Origin of the sequence: Flavobacterium sp. UBA2787 (assembly GCA_002352205.1) — a bacterium.
GTDB lineage: Bacteria > Bacteroidota > Bacteroidia > Flavobacteriales > Flavobacteriaceae > Flavobacterium.
The window spans coordinates 35,122-58,043 of record DEHZ01000009.1 but is presented as its reverse complement, the minus strand read 5'-3'; the positions used below and the strand labels follow the sequence as shown (position 1 = coordinate 58,043).

Here is a 22,922-nt window from a genome sequence, read left to right as displayed (position 1 = left end):
CTTAAAAAGAACCACCACTTAAAAAAAACATCCTACACAACTACATAGAATTTTTATCTATCTGCTCTGATAAATATTTATGGATAAATCTTTAAAACAAAGATATCTTCAAGTATTTAAAATGCTTCTGTTTGTGGAGTTTGGTGTGGTTTTATATAATTGTCTCTATCGCCAGATTTGCACTACTTCTTAAATGAACATGTTTTAACATATTATCAAACACGTCAAGTGCTTTATTTATAAGCTTTTTTTCTTTATTAACCTCTGAAACAAGTTTACTATAAATACCTAGAATTAACTGAATTGGCTCTTTGTCATAATGTCCTCTCTCTTGAATGTTAGGCAAATTACTAAAGTCAATATATTCCAACAGGTCCATACATTCTTTTGGGTAGTCCTTTGAACATTTTAAAAGATATTGAAGAAAATATCTTGGTTCTTTTTTGCTTAATTCTGATATTGAATACACTTTAAGAAAATCAAAAAAAACATTAAAATTACTTGGTTTAAATTTTCTTAAAATAATACAAGAATATTCCCTAGCAAATTCTTTATCTGTTTCATTAATAAATTCATATAGTATAGATAATGCATTTTCATTAATTGTTATGTCATCTTCATTAATTAAAAATTTTTCTGCAACATCTATTGCACATAACTTTGCATCTTTACCGGTCTTAATAAATTCTTTATATAATTTTTTATTGACATCCAAGCCTAATAACCAACTTGAAACTAACAAATAACTTTGTTTGTGAAGCTCTGAAGTATTTAATAATCTGTTAAAATAATCCTCCATAACATTATGATACTTATTGTTAAAATACTGTGCTGTGTTAATGGAAGATTTTAGTATTTCTACATCATCAGTTTTTGTAAGTTCCACAAATATTTTAAAAGCTCTTTCTATGTTTAAATAATTTAGATATCCTAAATAATGTAAAATCATAACCTTTAAAGAATCATTACACAGAGGATTATGAATCACATCTTCAATAGTTGAAAATATTATTTCTTCAAAATTATTGTCATAATAACATAACATTAGTGTTTGAAGTGCAGAACCTCTTACAGAATTTGTGGAATCAAAAAGAGGCTTAGTAGGGTTGAGTTCTCTTTCTTTATGAGGGTAATTGACAACTGTCCGTTGCAAATAACTAACTATATCTATATCAATATTTCTGTTTTTAATAAAATACTCTGCTTGGTGGTTGAACATACTTGTATAAAAAAACTCACTAAGATTTAAAAAAATAAATTTTTTGTAAAGAGTTTTTACTCTGTCAGGGTTATAATTACTCTCTATTAATCCATCTATACCCCGCATAATATACTGAGGAGATATTCTATTATCTTCAAATAATTCATCAATAAATTTATAAAATTTATCAGGACACTCTTTTACTTTATCCTTAAAAGCCGTAGAATGCAGATATATACCCCCTCTAAAGCTGTGTGATGATTTATAGTTTTCATCGTATTTCATCATACTTCTTTTCCAACTCTTTAAATCCATTTTTTCATAAGCAGATTTGTTTAAGGGTGTGCCAACAGCTCCATGTGTTACACTAGATACATGTAATGCTTTACTGTGATTTATTTCTCCAAATTTTCTTTCAAGCTCTTGATATGTTTTATAAAGAGTACTATTTGTTTTTATTTTTTCAATTGGTAAAGACTTAATAAATAAGTATTTTTTCTTTCCAAAATCATTTAGATGAACCTTTCTATTTCCATCTGTATCAGACCATATATGATAGTCATATTTTGTTCTTATGCTTAAGAATGTAGAATTTATTAATGCTGTTTGACTCTCATCCAAAGAAGTATAAACACTACTAATTAGATTTCTTAATAGCAATTGAAAATTATCATCACTTCCTCCAAATATATTTTTCTTATTTAATATTTCTATTAATTCTACTACTTTATCTTTATGGTTTATAGGGTAAGCATTTAAACCTCTTACTAATAACTTAAGAATTGATACATTGTCTGTATCTTTAAATTTATTATAAAAGTCGGTAACATAATTAATATTGCTATTTTCTATGAATTTATACAGATAGCTTTTAAGATTTTTCTCTCCACGAGTAATATAAGAATTATCAGAATTTGAGAATACTGAACTACCATACAGAGTTGATAAAACATTTTCATATTTAAAGTAGTCAACCTTATTTTTTTCTGATAGTTGTTGGTATAATTTGAAAAGAAATTCAAAAGTTTCTTTTGGAGAAATTTCATAAAACTCCTCAATTGTACTGTCTAAAGAATGCTCAAACGAATAATCATAATTATATTCTTCATAAACATCTAGAATTGGTTTCGTCATCTTTTCGTAACCATAATCCTTATTAGTTGGAAAAATCTTTTTTAGAATTTCATAAAACCAAAAATTATCTCTTTTCACTTTAGATTCTTCTACGTAAGGAATATACTTCTCAAAATAATGCAATAGCTTTTCATTAGACCAATCTTCTATCTGAATAAGCAAGCTGGATATAAAATTATTTTTATTATCAAAATCTTGTTTGTCCAAATAATCAAGTATTAAAAGAGGACATTCTTTCATATTGTTTCTGAACAGAAGCCAATTATAATTATGTTTTTTTGCCTTTAAAAGATTATAATCTTCCTCACTATTACCTCTATTTTCAACAAAAAAATAACTTTTAGGAATGTCTTCAGAAATAAAAAGTTTTATCCAATCCTCGCTAAATATTGAACTTACAAATACCTCTTCATAATCTGTATTATTTAAGATAATATTAGTTACAATTTCTTTTTCTGAAATACTTGGTTTTTTTACTAGACCTAGTTCACTTATGATTAGTGATTTTATGTGAAATCTATAATTTTTCGAATTTAAAACATTTTTTATTTTTATGTGATATGCATTTATATCATATTCTCTTAGATACTCTAAAACCATTTTTATAACAGACCTTACATATAAACTTTGCTCATTTTCTAAAATATAGTTCTCTAAGTCACATTTGTTTTCTACAAATTGTTTAGCAAAACAATACTCATAAAAGGTTTGATGAAAAAACTGTACTTCTTTATCATATTCAATTAATAAGCTATTAGAGCTTAAAAACTGAATCTCAGAATGGTAATCATCTTCATAAACATTCCCTACAGAAATCCTTTGTTCATTGTACATTCTTTGAGATATTATGTAAATAAGCTTTTTAAGATTTAAATCTTTTGTAGGAGAAATATATTTTATCCAAAGTTGGTCATACAATTCTTTTAATGAAGAAATAGTGTCAACATCTTTTTTAATGCTACTTTCAAATATTCTACAATAAATATCTAAATGATTAGGAGTTCTTAACAACTCTAAAACCTTTGCAGAAGAACAATTTATTCTAAATTTGGATAGAGTATTTTTTACAGCATCTACGGACAGTGGGTTTACTGATATTATTTTATAAATATCAGAATTGTAAATACTTAATTCAGCATCATACTTTAAATCATATGACCTTGACGATAATATTATTCTTGTATTTTTATTTTCTTGTAAAATAGAGATTAGTCTAATGTATGTTTCTATAAACTCTCTGCTAGAAGATAAGGTAAGAGACATTGCATCTATTTGGTCTATTATTACCACAAGCTTATCTCCACTTTCCTCTGTGTTTTTAATAATTCTATTAAAGGTTAGTTGGTCATTAAATAGTTTTTTTTCAAGTTCAAAGATTGATTTGCAATAAAATTTGTCCGCTTTAATACCTAATACTGTAAAATTCTCTTTGTCTAGTTTATTATATAAGTCTTTTAAAATTGCTGACTTTCCAAGTCCTTTTTCTCCTTTTAAAACTAGAACATTTCTTTTGTTTGTAGGTAATACAGCATTAATCCAATTATATATTAATTCTGTTTCTGTTCTTTGAATATGTGTACTGGTATTATTTTCAATATAATTTTTTACTTGTAACAAAGCATAAGAAGTGTTTTTTAATAAAGATTTTATATCAACTGTTGGAGTGATATTTCTTTTTACAATTTCTTCATGTATTTCACTTATTTTAATACTGTCCTCTAATTCAAATGCAGTATTATACAAATTAAATTGTTTTAATAAACTTACTAATTCATTTCCATCTTTTAATTTGATAAACTCATTTGATAAATTATACTTAATTTCAACATTATTTTTCCATGAACTCCACCATTTATTTTGTTGTAAATCAAGTATATTAATGATACATAATGTCCAGCATTTTGTCTCAAATTCTTTAGATTCAATTGCTGTTTTAAAAGATTCTCTAATTTGAGATTTTTGTGATTCACCCAGTCCATCAACAAAAAATTTACATTGTATAACTTCAATAGGTTCTAAACCTATTTCTCCAATAAATATATCAATACCTCCATCTCCTTGATTAACCCTGACAGTTCTAGGTTCTTTTACAGATATTTTTTTGTATAAACTCTCACATATATCTTGAAACTTTGTTCTAGCACTTTCTAAATCAAATTTTTCAACCAAGATTAACCAATCTTTATTCATTCTTTTAATAACATTTAAATTGTTTAAATTTAGAAAATTTATACAACATCTTCTTATAATTTTTTTAGAAAATATTTTTAGCTACAACAACAATATTCATACGTGACCTTACGTAAAAACACCCCCCACCTATATTTGAAAAGGGAAAACTCCCCACCCAATTATATAGAGTTTTTTATTTTTTATGCTTGATAAAAAAATCTTAGGATAATTCTATAGTGTTGAGATTTGTTTAGGCTTTTAAATCTATCAATCTTGATGTTTGAACTGTTACTTTGTTTTCATTTTTTAAGTATTATTTTCTTTACTTTTTGGGGCTTTTTGTTTGATTTAAAGTAATTATAACAGCTATAATTGTACATCTGAAAGCCAATAATTTTTTTGTTTTTAAATCCCCACCGCCACTAAATACCCTCACTTATTGAGGCAGCCTGTCAAACCTGTGTTTAATTCTATTTCGAGAAAGTACATTTTGTATAAATTCAAGTTGATAGCTGAAATTTATTAGGTGTATAAGTAGATTTAGATTAGACAATGTTCAACTCAAAAATTAAATTAATGGTACGTATTGTAAACTATTTAAAAAGACAAGCAGAGGATGGTAGAGAATTCTTTGTTTTAGAAATTTCGGGAGGTATTGAAATGGTAAAAAGCCAAACCTCAAATCAATTTTATGCTACAACTAAAAAAGCATTTATTTCATCAACATTTGATGAGCAAACCTGTAAAGCTCTTATTGGTACAGAAATGCCCGGTAATGTAGTGAAACAAGAATGTGAACCTTACGAGTATGTAAATAAAGACTCTGGACAAGTATTAGTACTAAACCACAGATATGTTTATGCTCAAGAGGAAGATACTATCTCAAAAGAAGATAAATCCATCCAAAAGCTTCTAGCAGAAGAACATACTTTTTCAAGTAATGGTCAACACAAAGAAGAATTTGTAATGTAAAATTTTAACTCGTCCATTTTCTGTTTAGCTATATAATAGATATTCAAATTATGGACGAGTTTTATTTTTTCTATACTTATGGAAGTAGCTGAAATTAAAGTTTCTTATTCAAATACTAATCCTGATAGAGTTCAAGTCACTAATAGCCAAATTATGTATCAAGTGATTATGAAACATTGGAATATGAGTATTTTGGAATATCAGGAAGAAGTAAAAGTAATATTGCTCAACAGGGCAAATATTGTTCTAGGTATATTTGAAATGTCAAAAGGTGGTATTTCAGGAACTGTAGTTGATGTCAGAATTATTCTAGGTGTAGCTTTAAAATGCAATGCATCAAGTATAATATTAGTGCACAATCACCCGAGTGGTAAGTTAGTTCCTAGTGAACCTGATAAAGCAATTACAAAGAAGCTAAAAGAAGCATGTAATTTGCTTGATATATGTCTTCTAGACCATTTAATAATATCAAGATTTGGATATTATAGTTTTAGTGATGAAAATGAATTATGACCTTACAATTTGGTATAACTACTATATAGTAAATATGCCAAACTGTAAGGTTTATTTTCATTCGTGAAGGAGTTTAAATAACACCCAAAAACTGATAAAATTAGAATGTAATTAATTTTTGAGATATAATAATATAGCCAAAAGTTATAAATATACATTTATTGTATAACTATTTTGATACATCTTTTGGTCTAAAAGAAACTTCTAAAGTAATTGGAGGGTTAATACTAAATAGCCAAAATGTTTTTATTTAGCTTCAAATTGTACTAAGTCATTTATAGTAGTTTCCAATGCAACTGCTATTCTATATAGTGTGTATATGGTTGGATTGGTTCTACCTGATTCTATTCTAGAGATATTTGTTGTATCAATATCTCCATCAATTTTACCAACCAAATCAACTTGAGTTAAACCCTTACTAACTCTTAATTCTTGGATTCTTTTACCTACACTTTTTAATAATTCATTCTTATCCATAACTTGACATATTTGGCAAGTCAAGGAAAGATTTATATGTTTGTAACTTAATGCCATATATGGCAAGTTTATATCAATTATGGAAAATTTAAATCATCATATTTTCTCTAGAAGAAGAAATGAAAAATCTGTTGCTCCATTAAAAGAATTAGTTACAAAAGCAGTTGCAGAACTTGATAACAAATTAAATAGAGAAGCAACTTTTGATGACTTTATAGAAAGTTATATAAAAGGAAAGAGTTATAAAGAAATTGAGGAAAAATATAATTTTTTATCTGATGTTTGGATGTTAACAGGAAGACCAATTGATACTAACAAAACCTACAATAAGTATTTTAGTAGCTCGGAGGAGCTTTTTAGAATTGCTGAAAATATAAATAATAATCAACATTCGAGTACTACTAAGATTTCTAAGTTTAATCAAATCTTTAAAAAATTACTATTCAAAATAAACAATAACTTTATAGGTATCACCCTTTTGAAAGATAGTGAAATTTTAATAATATCAACTGGTATTGGTTTAGTAATATCAATTATACTGGGCAATTTATTTCCAAATTATTCATATTACAGACTGAGTAAGCAACAAGGACAAGCAATAGAAGTTTCAGAAAGACTCTCAACTTATTCAATAGAAAGCTTTAATTATTCTGTTGCAATAGTTTCATTTATAATAGTATTAATATCACTCAATTTAATATTTAAAAAGACTAAAGATGAACTTAAAAAAGTTTGATTCTAATGATGTCTTTAAGGTAGCTATTATAAAAACTTGGTTAATAGATAATCACAACAGCTTTCAGTATTTATTAAATGAAATAAGCTGCAATAAATGGAAAGTTTGGCTTGAAGATAAAGCAACTCATATTTACCCTTGCGTATGTTCTAAGAGAGACCAAAATTGCATATTTATTGAAACCTATTACAAGTTAGAAGAAATAGTAGAACTGCACAGTAAAGAGGAATACTTCAATACACTAGTAGAATCATATAAGCTAATTGCACAAGATAAAAAGGGAGTTTTAGACTGGTATAAGAAGTATCAAAGTATAGCTTCTGAGTTAGTATTTGAAGCTGAATTATCTATTCTGATACAATTAGAACCATATAAAAGTTTAAAAATCAAACTCAATGAAAATGAGTTTAGAAATATCATTGAATTTCAAAGTATTTTCAATGAATTAGAGTACAACCAAATTATTAAACCCTAAAATAAATCATATGAAAAAATCACTTATTCTAGCACTACTATGTACTATTATTGTATCATGTGCTTCAACAAAACAATTTAAAAAACTTACTGATAATGAACCTTTGCCAGCAGATAAAGCTAGAATTTACCTTGTAAGAACAGGCAATTTTGGTGGGTTTGTAAAGTTCAATGCTTTTTTAAATGAACTGGATAATCAAGTTGGTGTAGTTGGACCAAAAAGTTTTATTTGTTTTGATGTGCCACAAGGAGAACAAAAGATTATTGTTAAAGCTGAAACAGAAAGATTCTTTACTATAAATGCTCAAGCAGGAAAAACATATTATCTAAGATTAGTTCCAAAAATGGGAGTGAATTATGCCCGAGTAAATTTTGAAATGCTCTCTAATGAAGAAGGTTCAGCAGAAGTAAAAAGGTTGAAATCTCCTAAAATGCTATATGCTGAATAGTAGAAGAAATATTGAATTTAACCACCTACAACAAGGTGGTTTTTTTATACCTAAAAGTTATGAATCAATTAAATATACCTTTCAAGTTAGGTATGCAATATGATACTTGGGAGTTTGATTTGGAACTGGCACATGATAGATTACAGGGTTGTGATAGTTATATTTACATTGGTAAAAAGTTTAATAAGTTTCTTAATTATCATAAATATAAAACTGAATTAATTTTCAATCTAGATACTCTAGAAGCAATATTAATTTCTTTTGATAATTCAAATTCAGATTATAATGAATTATCTGAAATAGTAAACTTAAAACTAAATTGCTTTTCAGAAAATCTTGATTACGAAGAAATTAAAATTTGTAGATTTGTAACCAAGACTAATGAGGTGTGGGTTATTAAAAACAACTCAAAACTATATTTGTTAGTTTCAAATTCTAGGTACTCAAAGAATATAATTAATACTCTATTATGGTAGTAAAAATTATAAAAAGGCACACTTTTAGGCATACTCAAAATCTGAAATCTTGTAAAGTGCTGATATGATTGCCTGAAGTGTCACAGGTTCGAGTCCTGTTCCCGCTACTAAGAAAAAACTCAGCTTTAACTGAGGTTTTCTTAGTACGCTAACCCTCTAAGGTTTTAAATCCTTTGTGGGTCAAGAGAGTTAAAATTATTCCACTATCATGAACTGTTTTTTTCTAACGCCATCACTCATCATAATAAATATGTCGTTGTTAAAGGTGCCGTAAAAAGGCAGGTAATAGTTATTTCCTTTATTGTCTTGAATTTTATTGTATTCCACTTCTCCATTTTCCGAATAGGTAAAGTCATATAGTGCACTGGATTCAAACCAACCTTTAGAAACTTTTGTTCTTCCGTCTTTTTTTTCAGTTAAATTTTTACCGGAATTTAGAATTACGTGCAATTTATCGTCTTTTAAAAAGGCATTGTACGAAGGTGAATTAGCCCTTTTAAAAATGCTTCTTCCCCAATTGATTTCTCCGGTTTTATCAAATTTTAAAATCAAAATATCATCATAATGATAATTGGTCACCCAATATCCAGCCCCATTCATTCCGGTGGCTACGTATGTTGTTGTAGTATAGAACTCCTCTGCCAACAGAAATGTATTTCCTAAGTTGTCTCTTATTATATAATCTACATAAAAGGAGTTGAGTTCTTTTTTATTTTTGTCGTGTCGTTCTGCTTTTGCATCACCGTATAAATCGTTGTACACATCTGTTGGCAGAACATTACTCTTCTTTGAGTTTACGGATAGCGTGGAGGTATTAATCTCAAAATTACAACCCCCTTTTATGTTTCCGGCTCTTTCGTTGGAATAAAATCCAACTAAATTTAACTTGTTTTCATAAAAATTAATCGCAAGTGAAGAGATGAACAGCTCTTGTTCTAAACTAATTTTAAGACTTTTGTAGTTGTCTTTTGAAATTTTATTTAATACAAATTCATAATTGGCATTCCCTTCCTTTTTTTCTGATTTTCCACTAATAAATAGTTTTCCTAAAGGATATACTGTGGCATTGTCATCGATAAATAAATCATTGGGTTCAAAATAATTATCTGCGTCTTCTTGGTATGATTTTTCGAAAACTAAAGCTAATGTTTCCGAATCAAAAACATGTACTTTATACGAATTTAAATTCTTTTTAATGTTGTCGGTAGCAATTGCAATGTATTGTCCGTTGGGTGAAATCGCTACATTGGTTCCACGTTTGTTTCGCCCAGTAAATAATCCTCCTTTTTCTACATCGGCTGTAAAAAGCTGTTTTTTAGAATGCGTATTATTTTCAATATTGAAGGTATTACAATAAACGATTCGTTCTCGTTTACTGGGAGACATCACAGTAATGTATTTGATTTCGTCACCATAACTTACATAACCGTCGAAGCTCTCTTTTTTATCGCTCTCCACAATTTTTGACGTTATTTTAGTCAATTGTTTGTCAAAAACATCCACTAAAAAGTTTTTTTTGTTGGCTCTTATCAATCCGGTTTTACCGCTATTGGTTGTGTGAATTGCTAACACACCCATATCTACTAAAATATCATCCTTAAAAGCAGTACTTTCAGTAATTTTTAATTGTGTATTCCCTTGAGCATTTAGTAAATTGAGCGATAAAAATACTAGTAAACAAATTATTTTTTTCATGACTTAATTGAAAAAGTTTTTACTAATTAATATTAATGTTTAACAATAAAAAATACAAAAGGAATTCTCCCACCGAAGACCGCAAGAAAATTGTTTATGGAATTTCAAATATAAAAATTTTCATGCAATTTCAATAGTTGGTTTAGCTTTCATGAGAAAAATTTTTCTTTCTTTCAGAATGAAAAAAAAACAATTTATTCGAACTAAAGTTCATATTCGCTGATTTGTATCGTCAAGCAACGTGATTTAACTAACTTATTTAGTTCTTCTTCTCAAGTTTCATTCATTTTGAGATGGATTGTTTATACACTTCATCATAAATCTGCAACATATAAAAAATGTTATGTAACATAATTAAACAACAGAACTATATTTTTGTTCAATATGCTTAGTGCATTCAAATAACATTAAAAGTATACGGGTTAGGATGGAAAAGGAAACTGATAAAATTTTGAAAGAACAATATGTACCAAATGCAGAATTCTATAGTCAAATAGTGGATAGTTTACAGGATTACGCCATTTTTACGGTGGATAAAGAGTTAAACATCAATAGTTGGAATTCGGCTGCCACAAAAATATTTCAATTTACTACCGATGAAATTATTGGAAAGCCATTTGAAATAATTTTTACTAAAGAAGATATAGAAAGCGGCATCCCTAAATTAGAAATTGATGTTGCTTTAAAAGAAGGAAGATCAAATGATGTTAGATGGCATTTACGTAAAGATGAATCTACATTTTATGCTGATGGTTTAGTATTTCCACTGAAAAATGAAGAGGATGAAGTAATTGGTTATGTGAAAATTTTGAGAGATATCACAGCAAGAAAAGCCTCAGAAGATGCCATTAAAAAATATGCAAAAGAGCTGGAAGAATTGAATACACACAAAGAAAATGTGCTTGCTATTTTGTCGCACGATTTAAGAAGTCCGTTGGCGGGAATAATTCAAGGTGCAGAATACTTAAAATTAAATTATGATACTATTGAACCCGATTTAGTTAAAGTGTTATTGGATGAATTTCATATAGCTGTAATAGATGAATTAGCAATGTTAGATTATCTAGTGGAGTGGGCCAGAATAAAATATGCAGCCCAAGCATTTGAGCCCACCAACATCAGTTTGAATGAAGCTGTAACCAAGGTTTTTAAGACTTTAAAAGAGACAGCGGCCATCAATGCAATAAATTTCAGGAATGATGTTGATGACGATTGCGTCGTTTTCGGGGATGCTAAAATGGTCAATTCTATACTTCATAATTTAGTTTCTAATGCGATTAAACATTCTGAAGTTGAAGGAAAAATTGCTGTATCGGCCAATGAGAGTGAAGACATGATGATTGTAAAAATAAAAGATTCCGGAATAGGAATGTCTAAAGAAACGCAAGAGGAACTTTTTTCACCTCAAATGAAATCACTCTCCAAAGCAGTAGAAAATGATAAAGGTGCCGGAATCGGACTATTGTTAGTTAAAGGTTTTTTAGAAAAAAGCGGCGGTACTATTTGGGTTGAAAGTTTAGAAGGGAAAGGCTCCTCATTTTATTTCACTTTGCCAATAAATAAGTTATCGTTAAAAAAACAAGTAGTAGATAAAGTTGATGAGAATTAACAGTTATAAATTTCCTTTGACCGAATTAAATTTCTACAAATAAAATTATATAAAAAATAAAAAAATTGTGTAAGAAATTAAATCACAACATTTTGCTTTTAGTTTGCATCTTAAATTAAATTCATATTTTTTTGAAAGGAAACGGGTGAACTAAAACGTTTTCATTTCTAAATAATAAAACAAAAGAATATGTACGTGAATAATAATCCAGAAAATCAATAAATTGATGATTTTAAAAAGTATCATAAAGATGTAGATAATAGCATAATCAAAGTGGTTAAAAATATACCGGTTTAAACACGTTACACTTTAATTAGTTGTAGAACTAATTACAATACATTATGACGGAAAAAGACAAAACACTGTGCGAAGAATTAAAAATGCTTTTGGTATCTCTCCAAGAAAACGAAAGGGGTTTTATGATAGCTGCTATCCACACATCTAAGAGTGAAATTAAAATTTTTTTTCACAGAAAGGCGTTGGAAAGTAAAGAGTTTGTTTCTGAATTTAAGGGCGAATTAGATTTTTTAGACTATCCGGAAGAGGACGAGCAAAGCATTTTGGCCTATGCAAAAGAGGTGTGGTTTGATTTTAATTGGTTTTTTTCGACTTGTGATGATGAAAAAATTCTGCAAAAAATCATAACTGATGAACAGGAAATAATAAAGAAATATGATGCTGTATTAACCTTGATTCTTCGGCCTTCCACTCGGGTACTTTTGACTTTGCAAAAAGAGTGTATTGAAAATGATTTGAACCACAATAAAATTTTCTTTTATTATTGTAAGTAGACGAAATGCATCTAAAAAAATAAAAAAAAATGTATTGTATTTCATTTGAGTTAATAATTGATTTTTTTCGATTAATCCAACATATTATTTCAGACTACTTTTATCATATAAACATAAAAATATACTATGAAGACCTTACAAGATTTATTTGAACACCAACTAAAAGATTTGTTTAGTGCAGAAAGTCAGTTGCTTGAAGCACTGCCAAAAATGGCTGAGAATGCGAATGACAGTATGTTAAAAAAAGCTTTTGAAGACCATTTGGAAGAAACTAAAGAACAAAAAAAACGATTGGGAGAGATTTGTGATAGTTTAAACGTTTCTCCGGAAGGCGAAACTTGTAAAGCCATGAAAGGGTTGATTGCTGAAGCGGAAAGTTTTATGAAAGAAGTAGAAGATAAACATTTGATGGATGCCGGTCTGATTGCCGAAGCACAACGAGTGGAACACTACGAAATTTCTGGATATGGAACAGTTGTTAGATACGCAAAAGAGCTTGGTCATGACGATGTTGCTGCAAAACTGCAGAAAACGCTGGATGAAGAATATGGTGCTAATGAGAAGTTGAATAAATTAGCAGAGAATAGACTCAACCAAAAAGCTATGTAAGAATCACTTTTTTGCTTGTACTGCCTATATTAATTAAGAAATCTTGTACCTACTTTTCTTACTTGTATGGGCAGTATTTTTTTTAAAAACAACAGTATACAAATAGATACATCGGCACATTATCAAATTGCCACATTCACCCAAACATGTAACTTTTCCTCAAACGGAATCCCTGCATTCGCTGGACTCGTGGATCGTTTCAATTGATAGCGGTTTGACACTTGAACCTATTTTTTGAAATACTTTACTACTTTCTGTCTGTTAAAAAAACATCAAAAACCTAATCGATAAATACAGTATTAAGAATATATATTACTTTTGTTATATAGTTTTTTATATGGAAAACAATTACTTTACTGAAAGCCCATTCAAAACATTTATTTCCTTCCATAAAGTTATTAACGTTTTGGAAGAAATTGCCTTGTCTTCAGTAGACTATCGATCTAATTATGCAAAGGCATTACTAAAAGAAGTGAGTTCTAAGCCGGAATTAATGACTGGAATTGACGATTTTAATTTTATAAAGGAAAATGAGCAACTGATTACTTATTTATTGGCTGATTTATTTCCTACCGCTTTAACGCATAATGAAATAAAAGCAGTTACACTTCCATTCCAAAATATTACTTTTAATTATACTGAGCGATTTAAGAAAATTCTAAACGATGCAGGTCAAACATTCGACATGAATATTCGAGATTTTGATGAACATCAGTTTTATATCATGAACTGCACGTTAATTCTCAATGCTCATTACAGTCAAAACATAGACTTTGGTAAACCATTATTTTATGATATTCCGGATGCCAACGGAATTATTAGGCATTACAGAATATTATACAATGCTGATTTTGTTGAAATTTTTCCCAATGAAGAAGTAAAACACTTATCGAAAAATGAAATAGAAGAACTCATTGATAATTATGATAATTTGCAATTGTGGAAACAAAAGTTTCCGCCCCATTCGTGGATATTGAAAGGTTTTGTAATTATAACTTTGGTGGATGTTACGGTTGAAAATGCAGTATCTAATTTAAAAACCTATTTACTCAGACCCGAAAATAAAGATTCGGAAAGCAAACAAAAGTCTAATTCAATTTTCCGTTCCGTTTTCAAAGTACCTGATTTGCAATTGGGATTTACGATGTATAATGAAGAAGAAGATCGGTTTGAAAAGCCGGTTTTTAAAGAAGAAACCATGTTTAGTTTTATTCTTTTAGATCAAAAAGATGCGGATTGTAAAAATGCTTTATGCGGTTGTTCGTATGAATATTTGATTGAAAACAAAAATGTATTTATTATTCCCGATGTTACTGAATTTGCTAAACAAGAACAAAATAAATACTTTGCCGAAAAGCTCTTAAGTCAAAATATCCAAAGTTGTTTGTTGGCTCCTGTAATTAAAAACAATAAGTTATTGGGTATTTTGGAGTTAGCTTCTTCCAAAGTAAGAGCGTTAAATTCGATTAATGCCAATAAACTTGAATTGATTATGCCTTTTTTGGAAGACACTATTATTCGAACTTTTACAGACATGCAGAATCAATTGGAAGCTATTATTCAAAAAGAATATACGACTATCCACCCAAGTGTGTATTGGAAATTTAAACGAGAAGCAAAAAATTACTTTCAAAATATAACGTCTTCAAAAGATTATATTTTAAAAGAAATTGTTTTTAAAAATGTTTATCCGTTATATGGTCAAATCGACATCAAGAGTTCTTCGGAACACCGAAATGAAACGGTCAAAACCGATTTGAGGAATCAGCTCAAAAACATTATTGACATTTTTGATACACTCAAATCTACTTCAAATTTATTAATCGTAGAACAACGTAAGTTTGAATTGAAAGAGTTGTTAAATGAAATGGATGCTCCTTTAAAAACTGATACAGAACAACAAGTTCAGAGTTTTATCGAATTAGAAATTCATCCGATTTTGACTACTTTACAAAATGAAGAATCGAAAGTAAAAGCTTATTTTGACAACCTTGATCCAAAAACAAGCATGTTCTATCATGCTCGAAAAGATTTTGATCATACGCTTTCGGTCATTAATAAAAAGTTGGCCTCCGTTTTAGATGCAAAACAATTGGAAGCCCAACAAATTTATCCTCATTATTACGAACGTTTTAAAACAGATGGCGTAGAGCATAATTTATACATTGGCGAATCGATTGTTCCAACTATTCCTTTCGATAAAATGTATTTAAGTAATCTTCGATTATGGCAGTTGCAAACACTTTGCGAAATGGAATTAGAACATCATCGTATCAAAGACACATTGCCTTATTCGTTGGATGTAACGTCATTAATTTTGGTTTTCAGTTCACCAATTTCTATTCGTTTCAGAATGGATGAAAAACGATTTGATGTAGATGGTTCCTATAATGCACGTTATGAAGTGGTGAAAAAACGCATCGATAAAGCCAACATCAAGGGAACCGATAAACGCATCACTGAAAAAGAGAAAATCACCATTGTTTACTCACACAATCAAGAAGAAGCAGAATATTTAAAATATATCAAATACCTACAATTCAAAAAGATTTTAGAACCCGCTTTAGAACGATTTGAGGTGGAAGACTTGCAGGGTATTTCAGGTTTAAAGGCATTTAGAGTAAAGGTGTTGAACACTGAAATCTCAGAGAAAAAATACTCCTATCATGAATTGTTGGATGAGTTGAAGTAATTTTAAATCTCGTCAATCAAATGTTGATGATCTGCTTTGACAATTCCGCGAAGGCGATTTTTGATTAATTGATTTAAAATTTCATCGTTATCAAATCGTTCAAAAAGTTTAAATTGATATAATTTTTCGTCGAAATCAAGCAAATTTAATTCGCAAAATAACGTCAGATTTACTTCTGAACGAATGAATCCTTTTGCTTTAGCTTCTGTTAAAAAACCTAACAACGTTTCAAAAATTAGTTTTTTACGAAACCCTTCATACTTTTTCATCGATTGATGATAATAACGTTTCAAACTATATAAAAATTGAGAATCGGTTTTTCTTAATTCTTGTAAACCAAGTTCATATAACAAAATTACTTTGGCTATCGGATCAATTTTTAACTTGCTTATTTCTTCGGTTTGTTGCTCAAAATGAACCCATAAGTATTCGACACATTCGCTAATTAATTCTTCTTTACTGCTAAAATATTTGTAAATCGTTTTCTTTGAAATAGCTAATTCTGACGCTAAATCATCCATAGTTACATTTTTACTGCCGTATTTTTTAAAGTAAGTTAAACTTTGAATCAGTAAATCTTCTTTGGTCTCCGATTTCAATTCCATACTAATTAAATTAAAAAAACTGCCTTGAAATGGATCAAGGCAGTTGATGTGAATTAATAACCTCCGCCCAATGCACGATACAATGAAATAACGGCATTAAGTTGTTGAAAGCGATTGTCAATTGTACTTAATTCTGTGTTTAAAGCATTGTCTTTGGCCGTTAACACTTCCAAATAATTGACCATTCCGTAGCGTAATAATTCATCCGAATAATCCGCCGCATTTTGAAGCGATTCCAATTGTTTGGTTCGAAAGGCTAATTTTTCGGTTTCATTTTCATAGGAAGCCAACGCATCTGAAACTTCTTTTCCGGCGGTTAAAAGCGTTTGCTCAAATTGAAGATAAGCTTTTTCCTGATTGGCTTTGGCTATTTCGTGACGGGTTTTTATTTGTCGCTGATTAAAAATCGGTTGAGCTAACCCAGTTATTACCGAAGCAAAAAGCGAGTTGGCACTAAACCAATCTTTCAATTCCAAACTCTGAAAACCTCCGTTGGCAGTTACGGTTAAGGATGGATAAAAATTGCTTCGGGCAACATTGGTCATTTCAAAGGCATTTCTAAAATTCATTTCCGCCGAAATTACATCGGGTCTTTTGCTTAATAATAAAGCAGGAATTCCTACTTTTACATCAGTGGTCATATTTTGGTTTTCAAACAAACCTCTTTCGATGGTTCCCGGAGCTTGTCCGAGTAAAATACTTAACGTGTTCTCCAAAACTTTTACGTTGTATTTTAAATCTTCCAAAATAACTTGAGTTCCGTATAATTGAGCTTCCGTTTGTTTTACGGCAACGGCATTTACACTTCCGGCATCTTTTAATGCTTGAATAGTTTCAACACTTTGGTTTCTGTTTTCCAAAGTTTTTTCGGCCACTTTTATTTGAGCATCCAACGCCAACAATTGAAAATAGGTTGACGAAATACTTGAAATCAATTGTGTTTGAATCGCTTGTTGAGCTGCTACGGTTTGCAAATAACTGGCGGCAAAAGCTCTTTTGTTACTTCTGATTTTTCCCCAAATGTCTGCTTCCCACGATAATCTTCCAGACAATTCATATTGATCTAAAGCTCCGTTGAAGAAACTTCCAAACTGACTGTTTTTAGCCAATTCTTGGTGCGTCCAACTTGCATTGGCAGAAAAAGTGGGTAAATAACCAGCTTTTCCTTGTTTCATATTGGCTTCTGCGGCGGCTAAATTTTGCAATCCAATTTTAAGATCATAATTGTTTTGCAATCCGGTTCTAATGTGTTTTTGCAAAATAGGGTCTGTAAACAATTGTTCCCAAGAAACGGTCGCCAACGAAACGCTGTCTTTGACTTGTTCAGTTCGAAATAATTTTTCGGTTTCTATGTTCGGACTTTGATACTCTTTCGCCACAAAACAAGACTGCATTACTAAACTTGAAATAATGACAACCGTTATTTTTGATATTTTTAGATAGTTCATCTTACTTTTTATTATAAAATTTCTGGATCAGTTTCTTTTGATTTTCCGCTAATTCGTTCTTGTAATCCTTGGAAAATAACGAACAATACGGGAATAACAAATACACCCAAAAGTGTTCCCACTAACATTCCGCCAACGGCACCCATTCCGATTGAACGGTTTCCAACGGCTCCAACACCCGAAGCAAATGCCAACGGAAGTAATCCGAGAATGAACGCGAATGAAGTCATCAAAATAGGTCGTAAACGAGCTTTTGCTCCATCAATCGCTGACTCAAATAATCCCATACCGTGTCGTCGTCGCTGGATGGCAAATTCGACTATCAAAATGGCATTTTTGGCTAATAATCCAATCAACATAATTAAAGCTACTTGGAAATAAATGTTGTTTTCTAATCCAAATAAATTCACAAAACCAATCGCTCCGGCAATTCCGACAGGCAATGACAAAATAACCGAAAGTGGTAACACATAACTTTCATATTGACCTGCCAAAAGGAAATAGACAAATATCAAACTCAATAAAAATACGCCTGCTGCTTGTCCGCCAGCGATGATTTCTTCACGCGTCATTCCTGAAAATTCATATTCGTAGGTTTTCGGTAAATGTTGAGCGGCAACTTCTTCCACAGCTTTAATGGCATCACCCGAACTAAAACCTGGGTTTGCTTTTCCTGTGACACTAATTGATTTCAATAAATTATATCTGGCAACCGATTCCGGTCCGTAAACACGTTTTAAATTCACAAATTCGCTGATGGAAACCGTTTCATCTTGAGCATTTCTGATGAAAATATTATCTAATGATTCAGGAGTTGCTCGGTCTTCCGGTTTTGCTTGAATCATCACGCGGTATTGCTTTCCAAAACGATTAAAATCGGTTGTATATAATCCACCATAATAACCTTGTAACGTATTGAAAATTTGATTGATAGATATTCCTGCTTCTTTCGCTTTTTCAACATTTACATCCATTTCATATTGTGGGAAAGAAGGATTAAAACTCGTCATCGCATATTGAATTTCCGGACGAGCATTCAACGCTTGTAAAAATTCGCCTGAAACTTGGCTTATTTTCATCCAATCATCATCGCCTTTATCTTGCAGTTTTAATTCAAATCCGTCGGCATTTCCAAAACCTTGCACACTTGGTGGTGTGAAAAATAATAATCGAGCATCTTTAATTTCGGCTGTTCTCCCGAAAAGTTCGCCCACAACCGCATCAACTGATTGATTGTCTTCTTTTCGCTTGCTCCAATCTTTTAATTGAATAACCGAGAAAGCATACGAACCTCCGTTTACATTATTCAATAAACTGAAACCAACAACATTCATTCTGGCTTCAACAATATCCATTGAAGCAAGGATTGAATCATATTCATTGACAATTTTTTGCGTTTGTTCCAACGTTGCACCGGGTGGTAAAGTGATATCTGCCATAATTAAACCACGGTCTTCTGTTGGAATAAATCCTGAAGGCGTAGATTTAAAAAGTAATAACGCAATTCCGGAAGCCACAATTAATCCTACTACTGCAATCCATTTTCTTTTTAATAAAAATCCAATTGAATTGACATATTTGTTCGTAATCGAATCAAAACCAGTATTAAAAGCGGTGAAAAATCGATCTTTAAATCCTTTTTTATGATGTTCTGAACCTTCGTGCGGTTTTAATAATAAGGCACAAAGAGCAGGACTTAAAGTCAATGCGTTTACAGCAGAAATTAAAATCGCAATTGCCAACGTTATCGCAAATTGTTGATAGAAAACTCCCGAAGATCCTTTGATGAAAGACACCGGCACGAATACAGCCGACATTACTAACGTGATGGAAATAATCGCTCCGGTAATTTCGCTCATCGCAGAAACGGTAGCTTCTTTGGCAGATTTGACTCCTTCATCCAACTTGGCGTGAACGGCCTCCACGACGACAATGGCATCATCGACGACAATTCCGATGGCGAGAATCATCGCAAAAAGCGTTAACATATTGATGGAATAACCAAATAATTGCAGGAAGAAAAATGTTCCCACAATCGCAACCGGAACTGCTATCGCCGGAATTAATGTGGATCGGAAATCTTGTAAAAACAAGAATACCACAATAAATACTAAGATAAAAGCTTCGATTAATGTTGTAATTACTTTTGAAATAGAGGCATCAAGGAATTTTTTAGTGTTGTAAGGCACAACATAATCTACACCTTTTGGAAAATCGGCTTTAGCATCTTCCAAAATGGTCATTACTTCTTCAATAATTTCTTGAGCATTGGAACCTGATGTTTGGAAAATACCAACAGCAACACCCGGTTTTCCCATTCCCATATTATTAGTTCCGTAATTAAATCCGCCTAATTCAACGGTTGCTACATCTTTTAATCGAAGGAAATTTCCGTTTCCGATGGATTTAATGATGATATTTTCATATTCTGAAATTTCAGCTAAACGACCTTTGTATTTGATTACATATTCATAAACTCCGTTGGCATTTTCACCAAATTTTCCGGGAGCAGCTTCTAAATTTTGTTCTCTTAAAGCAGCTTGAATATCGGATGGAACGACTTTGAAAGCTGCCATTTTTGCAGGATCAATCCAAATTCGCATTGAATAATCTTTGGCTCCAAAAACATTTACTTGTCCAACTCCTTTTACACGTTGAAGTTTTGGTACTAAATTAATTTTAGCATAATTCTGTACAAAAACCTCATCATATTCCGGATTATCCGAAAACATGGAAAGAAACATCAACGCACTCGTTTGACTTTTTAACGTAGTAACCCCCGTTTGGATTACAGCTTCCGGCAATTTACTGGTTGCTCTGGCTACACGGTTTTGCACGTTTACGGCGGCAATATCGGCATCAACACCTAATTCAAAAAACACATTGATTTTGGCAGCACCATCGTTACTGGCAGACGAAGTGATGTACGTCATTCCTTCCACACCATTGATTTCTTCTTCAAGCGGAATGACTACACTATTTAAAACTGTTTCTGCATTTGCTCCGGTATAAGTGGCGTTTACTTGCACAGTTGGCGGAGCAATTTCAGGATATTGTTCGATGGGCAACGACATCAAACCCAATATTCCCAGGATGGTTATGAGAATAGAGATTACTGTTGAAAGAACGGGTCTTTCAATAAATACTTTTAACATATTGATTAAGTTTGAGCGTTATTATTTTTGTGAAGTAGCGGTTTGAGCTGTTTTTTTAGATCCGTCGTTGGGTATGATTTCCATTCCGTCACGTAGTTTTGAAACACCTTCAATAACAACCAAATCTCCTTCGTTTAAACCTTCGGACACAATATAATTGAGTTCTGAAGTTCCTTTGGTTTGGATAACTTTGGTGGATACTTTATTTGATTTATCAACCACAAAAACCAATTGTTTTCCTTGCATTTCCGAAACGGCAATTTGCGGAATTAAGACGATGTCTTTTTGTTCTGTAGGCAATTGAATGGTTCCGCTGCTTCCGCTACGTAAAATTCCGTTAGGGTTTTTAAATTCGGCACGTAATTGAATGCTTCCGGTTCTTCCGTTTATCAAACCATTGATTGTTTCAATTTTTCCTTTAATTTCATAAGGTGAATTATCGGCTAAAATTAAATTTACTTCCGGTAAAGATTTGATTTTATCCGCCATCGTTTGTCCGCTGAAAGTTCGATTGAATTGTAACAATTGTTTTTCATTCATCGAAAAATAAGCTCGCACGTTTCTGGCATCGGAAATGGTTGTAAGCGGTTCCGGATTGGTTGAACTGACTAAACTTCCTTCTTTATAGGGCAAACTTCCAACAACTCCATCAACCGGACTTGTTATCGTTCCGAAATTAATATTGGCTGCAATGCTACTGTAATTGCTTTGAGCTTGAGCTAAATTTGCTTTAGCCGTTTCTAACTGCACATTACTGATTATGTTGCGTTCTACCAACGGAATCATTCGATCAACCTCAACTTGAGCTGCTCTTACTCTCGCTTTGGCAGCGGAGGCATCTTGATTTAAGGTTTGTGTTTCTAATTTGAACAATAATTGTCCTTTTTTGACAGGTTGACCTTCATCAACATAGATTTTTTGAATAAATCCGTTTACTTTTGGACGGATTTCTACATTTTGTTGCCCTTCGATATTGGCAGAAAACTCTTGATATACAGTTGTGTTTTCTTTCTTTATTTTTTGAACAGTAAATGGCATTGGCCCCATTGCTTGTTGCTGTGGAGCTTCTTTTCCGCAGGATATGATTAGAAACGCGGCTATTGCTACCGTGAAAATTGACTTGTTTTTCATTTATTTAATTGATTAAGAGGTTCTGATTATTGTTGTTCTAATTCATTAATTTTTTTAATTGAATCGAGAAGGAGTTTTTCAAAATTTTGAACATATTCTAGGTAAACGTTTAAGACGCTTCTTCCTTTTTCGTAGTCGGCAGAAATTCGATATTTTTCATCGAATGCCTTCACTTTATGAACTATTTCAATTTCTGAATGAAGAATTTTTAAGTGATTTTGAATTCTATCAGCCAAATTGGAAGGACGGAAATGCTTTCTTCTATCTCCTGGTAAAGTGTAATAATTGATTTTTTCCAGTTTTAGTAAAAGATTTATATTGGTAGAAACAGAGCTTTTGCTGGCACCGGTTACTTCAACCAATTCTTCAAAAGTGAGTCCTTTTATTCTACAGTTTAAGATTAAAGTTCCTAAAATTCTTGAAGACAAAGGAGGAAGATTGTGATGGGTTTCAAAGTGAATCCCGAACATTTCGATGAGTTCTTGTTTTTCTTTTTCAATAATATCCATGTCATTTCAAATTAAATTCGGGACAAAGATAATTATTGGTTCGTTTACAACCGAACCAAGCGAACTTAAATTTT

18 protein-coding genes are annotated in these 22,922 nt (G+C 31.0%); 10 read left to right on the top strand and 8 right to left on the bottom strand.

What is annotated here, in order from left to right:
- Nucleotides 1-151: 151 nt before the first annotated feature.
- Nucleotides 152-4,525 carry an NACHT domain-containing protein gene (locus B4N66_RS06625; protein WP_291093318.1) on the bottom strand — a complete coding sequence of 1,458 codons (4,374 nt, stop codon included), beginning with the start codon at nucleotides 4,523-4,525 and terminating at the stop codon, nucleotides 152-154.
- 558 nt (nucleotides 4,526-5,083) lie between these two features.
- On the opposite strand from B4N66_RS06625, the gene B4N66_RS06620 reads away from it, so the two are divergent.
- Together B4N66_RS06620 and B4N66_RS06615 are read left to right on the top strand one after the other, a co-directional pair.
- Nucleotides 5,084-5,479, top strand: a complete 396-nt coding sequence (locus tag B4N66_RS06620) for a hypothetical protein (protein WP_291093315.1) — start codon at nucleotides 5,084-5,086, stop codon at nucleotides 5,477-5,479.
- Nucleotides 5,480-5,557: 78 nt separating this feature from the next.
- Nucleotides 5,558-5,992 carry a JAB domain-containing protein gene (locus tag B4N66_RS06615; RefSeq protein WP_291093313.1) on the top strand — a complete coding sequence of 145 codons (435 nt, stop codon included), beginning with the start codon at nucleotides 5,558-5,560 and terminating at the stop codon, nucleotides 5,990-5,992.
- A gap of 246 nt (nucleotides 5,993-6,238) precedes the next feature.
- On the opposite strand, the gene B4N66_RS06610 is transcribed toward B4N66_RS06615, so the two are convergent.
- On the bottom strand, nucleotides 6,239-6,469 hold the full coding sequence (locus tag B4N66_RS06610; protein ID WP_291093312.1) for a helix-turn-helix domain-containing protein: 231 nt from the start codon (nucleotides 6,467-6,469) through the stop codon (nucleotides 6,239-6,241).
- A 79-nt stretch (nucleotides 6,470-6,548) separates the two neighbouring features.
- Between B4N66_RS06610 and B4N66_RS06605 the strand changes: the two genes are divergently transcribed.
- The 4 genes from B4N66_RS06605 to B4N66_RS06590 are packed head-to-tail and all read left to right on the top strand — an operon-like array spanning nucleotide 6,549 to nucleotide 8,604.
- On the top strand, nucleotides 6,549-7,205 hold the full coding sequence (locus tag B4N66_RS06605) for a hypothetical protein (protein WP_291093310.1): 657 nt from the start codon (nucleotides 6,549-6,551) through the stop codon (nucleotides 7,203-7,205).
- The gene (locus B4N66_RS06600) at nucleotides 7,186-7,680 is read left to right on the top strand and encodes a hypothetical protein (protein WP_291093308.1); all 495 of its coding nucleotides are present in this window, start codon (nucleotides 7,186-7,188) and stop codon (nucleotides 7,678-7,680) included. Before B4N66_RS06605 ends, B4N66_RS06600 begins: the two co-directional genes overlap by 20 nt.
- A 10-nt stretch (nucleotides 7,681-7,690) precedes the next feature.
- The gene (locus B4N66_RS06595) at nucleotides 7,691-8,128 is read left to right on the top strand and encodes a DUF2846 domain-containing protein (RefSeq protein ID WP_291093306.1); all 438 of its coding nucleotides are present in this window, start codon (nucleotides 7,691-7,693) and stop codon (nucleotides 8,126-8,128) included.
- A 59-nt stretch (nucleotides 8,129-8,187) separates the two neighbouring features.
- Nucleotides 8,188-8,604, top strand: a complete 417-nt coding sequence (locus B4N66_RS06590) for a hypothetical protein (protein WP_291093305.1) — start codon at nucleotides 8,188-8,190, stop codon at nucleotides 8,602-8,604.
- Nucleotides 8,605-8,799: 195 nt separating this feature from the next.
- Here B4N66_RS06590 and B4N66_RS06585 read toward each other — a convergent pair whose 3' ends face one another.
- Nucleotides 8,800-10,299, bottom strand: coding sequence for a hypothetical protein (locus B4N66_RS06585; RefSeq protein ID WP_291093304.1), 1,500 nt, complete (start codon nucleotides 10,297-10,299; stop codon nucleotides 8,800-8,802).
- A gap of 427 nt (nucleotides 10,300-10,726) precedes the next feature.
- On the opposite strand from B4N66_RS06585, the gene B4N66_RS06580 reads away from it, so the two are divergent.
- The 4 genes from B4N66_RS06580 to B4N66_RS06565 all read left to right on the top strand — a co-directional run bounded on the left by B4N66_RS06580 (nucleotide 10,727) and on the right by B4N66_RS06565 (nucleotide 16,000).
- A complete protein-coding gene (locus tag B4N66_RS06580) occupies nucleotides 10,727-11,908 on the top strand; it encodes a PAS domain-containing sensor histidine kinase (RefSeq protein WP_291093303.1) in 1,182 nt (393 codons plus the stop codon).
- 341 nt (nucleotides 11,909-12,249) lie between these two features.
- On the top strand, nucleotides 12,250-12,699 hold the full coding sequence (locus tag B4N66_RS06575) for a DUF2383 domain-containing protein (RefSeq protein ID WP_291093302.1): 450 nt from the start codon (nucleotides 12,250-12,252) through the stop codon (nucleotides 12,697-12,699).
- Nucleotides 12,700-12,825: 126 nt separating this feature from the next.
- Nucleotides 12,826-13,308, top strand: coding sequence for a ferritin-like domain-containing protein (locus B4N66_RS06570; RefSeq protein WP_291093300.1), 483 nt, complete (start codon nucleotides 12,826-12,828; stop codon nucleotides 13,306-13,308).
- A 337-nt stretch (nucleotides 13,309-13,645) separates the two neighbouring features.
- Nucleotides 13,646-16,000 carry a GAF domain-containing protein gene (locus B4N66_RS06565; RefSeq protein ID WP_291093298.1) on the top strand — a complete coding sequence of 785 codons (2,355 nt, stop codon included), beginning with the start codon at nucleotides 13,646-13,648 and terminating at the stop codon, nucleotides 15,998-16,000.
- A gap of 2 nt (nucleotides 16,001-16,002) precedes the next feature.
- Here B4N66_RS06565 and B4N66_RS06560 read toward each other — a convergent pair whose 3' ends face one another.
- From B4N66_RS06560 to B4N66_RS06540, 5 genes are read right to left on the bottom strand one after another with little or no spacing between them, the layout of a single operon-like run.
- Entirely contained in the window at nucleotides 16,003-16,605 is a 603-nt protein-coding gene (locus B4N66_RS06560) for a TetR/AcrR family transcriptional regulator (protein ID WP_291093297.1), read from the bottom strand.
- Between the two features lie 53 nt (nucleotides 16,606-16,658).
- Nucleotides 16,659-18,053 carry an efflux transporter outer membrane subunit gene (locus B4N66_RS06555; protein WP_291093295.1) on the bottom strand — a complete coding sequence of 465 codons (1,395 nt, stop codon included), beginning with the start codon at nucleotides 18,051-18,053 and terminating at the stop codon, nucleotides 16,659-16,661.
- A gap of 11 nt (nucleotides 18,054-18,064) precedes the next feature.
- Nucleotides 18,065-21,208 carry an efflux RND transporter permease subunit gene (locus B4N66_RS06550; protein WP_291093294.1) on the bottom strand — a complete coding sequence of 1,048 codons (3,144 nt, stop codon included), beginning with the start codon at nucleotides 21,206-21,208 and terminating at the stop codon, nucleotides 18,065-18,067.
- Between the two features lie 21 nt (nucleotides 21,209-21,229).
- The gene (locus tag B4N66_RS06545; protein WP_291093293.1) at nucleotides 21,230-22,339 is read right to left on the bottom strand and encodes an efflux RND transporter periplasmic adaptor subunit; all 1,110 of its coding nucleotides are present in this window, start codon (nucleotides 22,337-22,339) and stop codon (nucleotides 21,230-21,232) included.
- A gap of 26 nt (nucleotides 22,340-22,365) precedes the next feature.
- The gene (locus B4N66_RS06540) at nucleotides 22,366-22,848 is read right to left on the bottom strand and encodes a GbsR/MarR family transcriptional regulator (RefSeq protein WP_291093291.1); all 483 of its coding nucleotides are present in this window, start codon (nucleotides 22,846-22,848) and stop codon (nucleotides 22,366-22,368) included.
- Nucleotides 22,849-22,922: the final 74 nt, after the last annotated feature.